This window comes from Komagataeibacter kakiaceti JCM 25156 (genome assembly GCF_000613305.1).
The window spans coordinates 1-7,913 of record NZ_BAIO01000084.1 but is presented as its reverse complement, the minus strand read 5'-3'; the positions used below and the strand labels follow the sequence as shown (position 1 = coordinate 7,913).

General features: G+C 63.7%; 4 protein-coding genes and 4 pseudogenes. 2 read left to right on the top strand and 6 right to left on the bottom strand.

The window, feature by feature from the left end; all coding sequences use genetic code 11:
- The 3 genes and pseudogenes from JCM25156_RS07075 to uvrC all read right to left on the bottom strand — a co-directional run.
- Positions 1 to 264, bottom strand: a pseudogene (locus tag JCM25156_RS07075) (hypothetical protein); the annotation flags it as partial.
- A 38-nt stretch (positions 265 to 302) separates the two neighbouring features.
- A complete protein-coding gene (gene pgsA, locus JCM25156_RS07070; protein WP_025812605.1) occupies positions 303 to 902 on the bottom strand; it encodes a CDP-diacylglycerol--glycerol-3-phosphate 3-phosphatidyltransferase in 600 nt (199 codons plus the stop codon).
- 92 nt (positions 903 to 994) lie between these two features.
- Positions 995 to 2,880 (bottom strand): annotated as a pseudogene (gene uvrC / locus JCM25156_RS22265) (excinuclease ABC subunit UvrC).
- Between the two features lie 381 nt (positions 2,881 to 3,261).
- Between uvrC and JCM25156_RS07060 the strand changes: the two are divergent.
- On the top strand, positions 3,262 to 4,056 hold the full coding sequence (locus JCM25156_RS07060) for an exodeoxyribonuclease III (RefSeq protein ID WP_025812604.1): 795 nt from the start codon (positions 3,262 to 3,264) through the stop codon (positions 4,054 to 4,056).
- Positions 4,057 to 4,185: 129 nt separating this feature from the next.
- On the opposite strand, the pseudogene JCM25156_RS22260 reads toward JCM25156_RS07060, so the two are convergent.
- Positions 4,186 to 4,904, bottom strand: a pseudogene (locus tag JCM25156_RS22260) (response regulator transcription factor).
- A gap of 207 nt (positions 4,905 to 5,111) precedes the next feature.
- Between JCM25156_RS22260 and JCM25156_RS07050 the strand changes: the two are divergent.
- Entirely contained in the window at positions 5,112 to 5,567 is a 456-nt protein-coding gene (locus tag JCM25156_RS07050; protein WP_025812603.1) for a L,D-transpeptidase family protein, read from the top strand.
- Here the strand turns inward: JCM25156_RS07050 and JCM25156_RS07045 are convergent.
- Positions 5,554 to 7,401 (bottom strand): cation:proton antiporter, encoded by a 1,848-nt coding sequence (locus JCM25156_RS07045; protein WP_025812602.1) that lies wholly within the window; start codon positions 7,399 to 7,401, stop codon positions 5,554 to 5,556. The two genes, JCM25156_RS07050 and JCM25156_RS07045, sit on opposite strands and share 14 nt — an antisense overlap.
- Before the next feature lie 87 nt (positions 7,402 to 7,488).
- A pseudogene (locus JCM25156_RS22255) lies at positions 7,489 to 7,913 on the bottom strand (RsmB/NOP family class I SAM-dependent RNA methyltransferase); the annotation flags it as partial.

The following is a 7,913-nucleotide window of genomic DNA, read 5'->3' as shown; positions in this document are numbered from 1 at the left end:
CCCCGTGGCGGGAATGACCGGCCAGATATTGCGCGCCTGCGGCAGGATCGGCAGCACCTGCGGGGCCTGCCCCACCACGCGGCGCATGTTCTCCCCCTCCGCGCGCGGGGTGTTGGGCAGGCTGCCGGGCAGTTCGGTACTGTCAGACAGGATTTTGCCAAATCCCCCGCATCCGGCCAGTCCCGTCAGCAGTAACAGCACCATGACGTTGCGCACCATCGCCCCCCTTACCGATCCGGTAATCGCGGGCGTCACGCCCGCCACAGAGAGCAACCATGGCGGAGGTTAATTTTTCATGTAGGTCAGGAAGATAATTTCGTTGCACCCGGATCGGTCGCGTTGACGTGCCGCAGCCCGGTGGACAGATAATCCCATCCCGTGATGAGCGTGAGCGCCGCCGCGATCCACATCATCACCGCGCCCAGCGCGTCAACCGGCAGCCAGCCTATGTGCAGCAGCACCGCCGTGCTGTCCCCCGCCAGCAGGAAGCCGATGGCCGTCATCTGGAATCCGGTTTTCCACTTCGCCAGTTTCGTAACCGGCAGCCCCACCCGTGTCGCGGCCAGATATTCCCGCAGGCCGCTGACCAGAATCTCACGCGAGAGAATGATGATGGCCGGATACAGGCAACCATAGGGCAACCGCCCCAGCCCCGCCATGACCATGAGCGAGGCCCCCACCAGCAGCTTGTCCGCGATCGGGTCGAGCATGCGCCCCAGATCCGAATTCTGGTTCCACGCCCGGGCGAGCTTGCCGTCCAGATAATCCGTGATCCCGGCCAGGATGAACAGCACGCAGGCCGCGCAGTCGGTCTGGGGCGTGTGAAGGACGACCAGCCCCACAACGATAGGAACCACGACAATGCGGGACAGGGTCAGAAGATTGGGCAGGTCGGTAAGCATGTCTGTACAGCTATAACCAAGGATGGGGAAAAGTCGAAATACCGATAACGCCTGTCAGGCAGGTTCTGCGCTCACATCTGCATGACAGCCGTTCAGTCTCCTGTCCAGTCGGGGTGGAAATGTCCGTATATGACCCGCGCCATGTCGCGGTTGATGCCCGGCGCGCTTTCCAGTTCCCCCAGACCCGCCTGCCGCACGCTGCGCGCCGAGCCGAAATGGTTGAGCAGCGCGCGCTTGCGTGCCGGACCAACGCCGGGAATATCGTCCAGTTCCGAGCGCACCAGTGTTTTGGACCGCCCCGCGCGGTGCGTCGTGATGGCGAAGCGATGGGCCTCGTCACGCAGGCGTTGCAGGTAGTACAGCACCGGATCACGCGGCGGAAGCTGGAAGGGCGGCCGGTCAGCGGTGTGAAACCATTCCCGCCCCGCGTCACGGTCCGGCCCCTTGGCAATGGCCACCAGCGTTACGCCGGTTACCCCCAGATCATCCAGCACCGCCCGCACGGCGGAATACTGTCCTGCCCCGCCATCGATCAGCAGGATGTCGGGCCAGTCCCCGGGGCGGTTGCCTTCGTCGCGGTCACGCAGCGCGCGGCGGAAACGCCGCTCCAGCACTTCACGCATCATGCGAAGTCATCGCCCGGCGTAACCGGCCCCTTGATGGAAAATTTGCGGTAGGCCCGCTTCTCGAACCCCTCCGGCCCGGCCACCACCATCACGCCATAGGCATTTGCGCCCATGATGTGGCTGTTATCGTAGGTTTCGATTCGCGCGGGCGGCGCGTCCAGCCCGAACAGGTCGGCCACCCCCTGAAGCAGGCGGGCCTGCCCGGCGCTTTCGGCCAGCCTGCGCTCCAGTGCTTCACGCGCGTTGATCGTGGCATGGTCGATCACGCCGCGTTTCTCCCCGCGCTGCGGGTGGATGATCTCCACCCTGCGCCCCCGGCGCAGGCCCAGCGCCGCCGCCAGCACGTCGTGCTCGGGCAGATCCTGATTGACCAGAACCTGTGGCGGGGGCGGCTTGTCATCATAGAACTGGGCGATGAAGGCGGCGAGCACATCGGGGGCGTTCTCGTCGCGCGCATGGCTGGGGAAGAAGGCGCGATTGCCATTGTTGCGCCCCGCGCGGACAAAAAAGACCTGGATGCACGACTGCCCGGCGATCTGCCAGATGGCGATGATGTCCGCATCCGTCACGGTGGACGGATTGACCACGCTCGAATCCTGCTGCAACGCGGCCAGCCCGCGTATGCGGTCGCGAATGGCGGCGGCGCGCTCGAATTCCAGCGCCTCGGCCGCCTGCTCCATCTCACTGACCAGCTGCTCGCGCATATGCGGGTTCCGGCCCGCCAGGAAGCCACGCGCCTGATCGGCCAGCGCGGCATAGTCCTCGCGGCTGATCCGGTCCGCGCAGGGGGCCGAGCAGCGATGGATCTGGTGCAGCAGGCACGGGCGGGCGCGGGCCTGCATCTCGCTGTCCGAACAGGAGCGCAGCAGGAAGGTGCGCTGGAGCAGGTTGAGCGTCTGGTTGACCGACCAGGCGGATGCGAACGGCCCCCAGTAGGACGCCCCCTTGACCGGCTTGCCCCGGTGTTTGCTGATCTGGGGAAAATCATGCTTGTCCGTCAGCATGATCCATGGATAACTCTTATCGTCACGCAGCAGGATATTGTACCGTGGCTGCATGCGCTTGATGTAGTTGGCCTCCAGCAGCAGGGCTTCGGCCTCGGTATGGGTGGTGACGATTTCCATGCCGCAGGTTTCGGACACCATGCGGCGCAGGCGTTCGGTCAGGCGGCTGACATGGGTGTAGGAGGTCACGCGCTTTTTCAGGTTCAGCGCCTTGCCCACATACAGCACGTCGCCCTTCGGCCCCAGCATCCGGTACACGCCGGGGGACTGCGGCATGGTCTGGAGAGCGTGATGAATCGCCTCCACCCCCACGGGACGAAGCGGAGGGGCTGAAATGGCGGTTGTCATGGATGGTAGCCGTTCATCCACCGATGATGTGGATAAGTCTGTGGAGCAGCAGCAGAAAAAAACGTGCGGATGGCGGTTTTCCTTTCCTCGACTTGGATTGCCCAAAAAAACATCATTAATACTAACTTATTGATTTATAAAAACTATATTGGGTAACCCGAGAACCGAAACGGGAATCCCGTGCTACATTGGGCAAAACAGGCCGTGTCAACCCCACAAGTGGACAAAATGTGGCATTTCCGTGTTTCAGATGTCCGGTTTCCTTTTCACACGAAATATCAGACGCCTTTTACAATTCGTTCCTGTTTTTGTCTCGTACGGTCCGGCGGCGGCGTGAAATAGAGTCTTGCCAGCCCACGCCGGATCGGCAATGCACCCGATATGCGTATCATCACCTGGAATATCAATTCCCTTCGCCTGCGGATGCCCCTGCTCGACCGGCTGTGCCAGGACACGGCGCCCGACATGGTATGCCTGCAGGAAACCAAGGTGCCCGACGCCCTGTTTCCCATGGAATCGGTCCGGGCGCTGGGATTTGATCACGTCGTGTTCCGGGGCATGAAAGGGTATAACGGGGTCGCCATCCTGTCACGCCAGCCCGTAAGCGTGCTGGAGGACGCACCGGACTGGTGCCAGCGTGGTGACTGCCGCCACATTGCCGTGCGCCACGGCACCGGGGCGGACGCGATTGACGTGCATGATTTCTACGTGCCCGCCGGCGGCGATATTCCCGACCCGGTGGAAAACCCCAAATTCGCGCACAAGCTGGCCTTTATCGAGGAAGCGCGGCAGTGGTTCTCGGCCCGTGACATGCGGCGCACGGTGCTGGTGGGCGACCTGAACATCGCCCCGCTGGAACACGATGTATGGAGCCACAGACAGCTCCTCAAGATCGTCAGCCACACCCCGCCGGAAACCGATGGCCTGCTGAAATGGCAGCACACCGGCTTTGTCGACGCGATGCGCCACTTCGTGCCCGCCAGTGAGAAGCTTTACACATGGTGGTCCTATCGCAACCGCGACTGGCGGGCGTCCGACCGTGGACGGCGTCTGGACCATGTGTGGATCACGCCCGACCTGCAACCTGCGCTGCGCGGCATGGAAGTGCTGAGGGACGCGCGTGACTGGGACAAGCCGTCCGACCATGTGCCGGTCATTGTCGATCTGGACGTATAGGGCAAGGCGGCGCTTCCTGTCGCGTTCGGGATGTTCAGGCCATCCGCGAAAAAACACCCCCAAAACGGACCGGGCCGCCCGTAAGCCGGGCGGCCCGTCAGATAACAGCCTTCCGCGATCCGCAAGCGGTCAGACCGGCAGCGTCTTGCCACCTTCCGGATCCAGGCGGTAGCCGCCCCCTTCCGTCACCAGCAGGGTCGCATTGGTGGGGTCGGGCTCGATCTTCTGGCGCAGGCGGTAGATATGCGTCTCCAGCGTATGGGTGGTGACGGCCGCGTTGTAGCCCCATACCTCATTCAGCAGTACCTGGCGGGGCACGGGGCGGGTGCCGGCGCGGTACAGGAATTTCAGGATGGCGGCTTCCTTCTCCGTCAGGCGGATGCGGCGGTTCTTGGCCGTCTCCTGCAACAGCTTGGCGGACGGGCGGAAGATATACGGCCCGATTGCGAAGACCGCGTCCTCGCTGTTTTCAAAAATGCGCATCTGCGCGCGCAGGCGGGCCAGAAGTTCCGCAATGCGGAACGGCTTGGCGACATAGTCATTCGCCCCGGCGTCCAGCCCACGCACCACATCGGTCTCATCGTCGGAACCGGTCAGGATGATGATGGGAATCCGCTTGCCCTTGCGGCGCAGCTCGGCGCAGAAATCGCGCCCGTCCCCATCGGGCAGGGAAACATCCAGAATGATCGCGTCAAACCGGGCGCCCGGTGCTTGCAGTTTCTCCCAGGCCTCGGCGACGGAGCCGGCTCGATCGCTTCAAATTCACCATCAACCTGTAGCTGTTCAACGAGCATTTGACGTAAAGTCTGATCGTCGTCCGCTATCAGTATGGGACGTGCTCCTGCCATCGAACCCTCTTTATCACTTTAATCCCGGCCCCTTAGCGGGCCAGTCTCTGTCTTGCCTGTTCATGTCCGGTTCCACAACCCGTGGCATGGCGCTCCGTACATGGCCAGATCGGGCCGGAGATAACATAAATACGGCCCAACCCAGAGGAATTCATGATACGCGCAATTTTGCAAACGAATACAGGGCTGGATGCACAACTGCATTGCATGCGCGCAATTGTTCCGGTCATGATCGGAGCGGGCGGCATCAGAAACCCGAAAAATGAGGGAGATCATGCCACCCCTGCCGGTATTCTGCCCCTGAGACGGGTCTTCTACCGGGCGGACCGTGTGGCATCACCAGTTTGTCAACTGCCGGTGGAACCCCTCTGCCCGCTGGATGGATGGTGCGACGACCCCACCCACCGCGACTACAACCGCCATGTCACCCTGCCCCATCCCGCACGGCATGAGCGGTTATGGCGCGACGATCACGTTTATGACATTATCGTCGTGCTGGGCTATAATGACGATCCCGTACGTCCCGGCGCGGGGTCGGCCATCTTCATGCACCTGCCGCCCGCCGGAGGCGGCCCGACGGAAGGCTGCATCGCCATGGCCGAGCCCGAACTGCGCCGCCTGCTCGCGGCGGGGCTGCAGGAGATCGAGGTCAGGCCGGTATAGGGCTGTCCGCCACGGGAGGCTCCGCCGCCTGCCGGGGCGGCATGAACGTGATGATGATGTCACCTACCGCGGGTTCGGTCTGCATCACGTCCTCGGCCGAAAAAATCCAGATCGCCGTGCCCTTGCGGATGGTCATGAACTGCATGCCCTGCCCCCCGTCCGGCGCGGTCTCGCCCGTGGTTTCCTCCACGATGGAACTGTCAAAACGCCAGCCCCGTGCGTAAAGGGAGTCGATCAGCGAGAAATTCCAGCCTGGCTCCCCCAGCACCTTGCCGCGCGAATCCCGGCTCAGCCCATGGTAAAGATCCAGCCGCGCCACGCCCGGGCTGACCTGGAACACGCGCTGACGGCCCAGGTCGGGCGCCATGCGCGCGCAGACAAGGCCGTTATAGATGGCGTCGGGCGTCGCGGCGATCAGGTAGTCAGCCGGACGTTCCTCAAGGCTTTCCTGCCCTTCGACCGACAGCAGCTCCGCGTTCAGCACCGGCACGCCAAAGCGCGCGGCCTTGTCCAGCGCCGGGGCGTAGGTGTCCACCAGCAGGACGGGAATGCCCCGCTCATGCAGCACGCGGGCAAGGTTGGTGGACCACGCATTGGCCCCCATTATGGCCAGGGCCGGTTCATCGGACAGCGTGAGCCGCAGGGCGCGCGCCAGCGGGCGCAGCGAGAAGCCATGCAGGATCATGGTCGATGCGATCAGGGCGAACACGGCGGGCGTGATCAGGTTGGCCCCCGGATAGCCCGCATCATGCAGTTGCAGGCCGACCACGCCCGACACGGCGGCGGCCACGATGCCACGCGGCGCGATCCAGCCCACGAACAGACGCTCCTGCCACGACATGTTGGCCCCGATGGTGGACAGGAAAATGCCCAGCGGCCGCACGATGAACATGACCGTGAATGTCAGCGCCATGATGGACAGGGAAAGCTGTGACAGGACGGTGCGCTGCAAATCCGCCGTCAGCAGCACGAACAGGCACGATACCACGATCACCCCAAGGGATTCCTTGATGCGTTGCAGTTCCGCCATGCCGGTTACATGCAGGTTGGCCAGCGCCATGCCGAACACGGTGGCCGCCATCAGCCCCGCGCCCTGCATGACGAGGTTGCACACCGCCGCCACCCCCATGGCGAAGGCCAGGATCATGGGAATACGCAGGATTTCGGGCAGCAGGTCGCGCGACGAGAGGAATTTGATCAGGACGGCGGGAAAGACGCCGCAGCCAATTGCGAACATGGTCGCGAACAGCAGGTGCGGCCCGATTTCCACCGCCGCGAGCGACAGGCCCGGACTGTGCGAAGGCTTGATGAGCAGACATTCCAGCACCAGCGTTGCCAGAATGGCGGCGATGGGATCGTTGACAATGGCTTCCCACCGCAGGAAAGCCGCGACGCGTGGCTGCAGTTTGGTATGGCGCAGCAGCGGCAGCACCACCGTCGGCCCCGTCACGACCACGATCGCCCCGAACAGCCACGCCGTGCCCCAGCCCAGATGCCCGACATAATGCGCCGCCGCCGCCCCCAGCACCCAGTTGATGGGCAGGGCCGCCGCCGTAAGCCGCAGCACCCCCTCCCCCGATTCACGCCATTGCCGCAGGTCGAGCGCAAGCCCACCCTCGAACACGATAAAGGCCACGGCCATGGAGACAAGCGGATGGAAATAAGGCCCGATCGCCGCCGCCGGGTGGAACAGCCCCAGCCCCGGACCGTAAAACAGCCCGAGCGCAAACAGCAGCACGATGGCCGGAAGCTGAAACCGCCACGCCACCCACTGGGCCGCGATCCCGCCGCCCAGTACGCACAGAATTCCGATCGCAAGGTTTGTGGCCTGCATGCCCATGTCCCGCGTTGTTGCAAACACCCCCGCCCCGCCGGTTTTGATCCGGCAGGCATGCGATATGATCGGGGCTGTTATTTTATATCAGGATTTGCGCTGCATGATGGCAGCAAAAAAACCATCGGTATGATGTTGCCGGGGCGTAAGGCTGACCTGTCCATCGGCACTCAGGCCCGGTGGCAGGTCATCATGCGTCGAATCGGGCGCCACCAGTGAGAAATCGGGATTGCGTGCAAGGAAAGCCGCGATCTGGTCCGTGTTTTCCTCCCGCAGGACGGAACAGGTGGCGTAGACCATGCGCCCGCCGGGGCGGACCAGGGTCGCGGCGCGATCCATGATGTCGGCCTGCTTCGCCGTCAGTTCCAGCAGATCCTGCTCACGCAGGCGCAGGCGGGCATCGGGGTTGCGCCGCCATGTGCCGGTGCCCGTGCAGGGTGCATCGACCAGCACACGGTCAAAACTGCCCGCGCGCCGCCGCGCCCAGCGGTCACCCGAGACCAGCAGGTGGC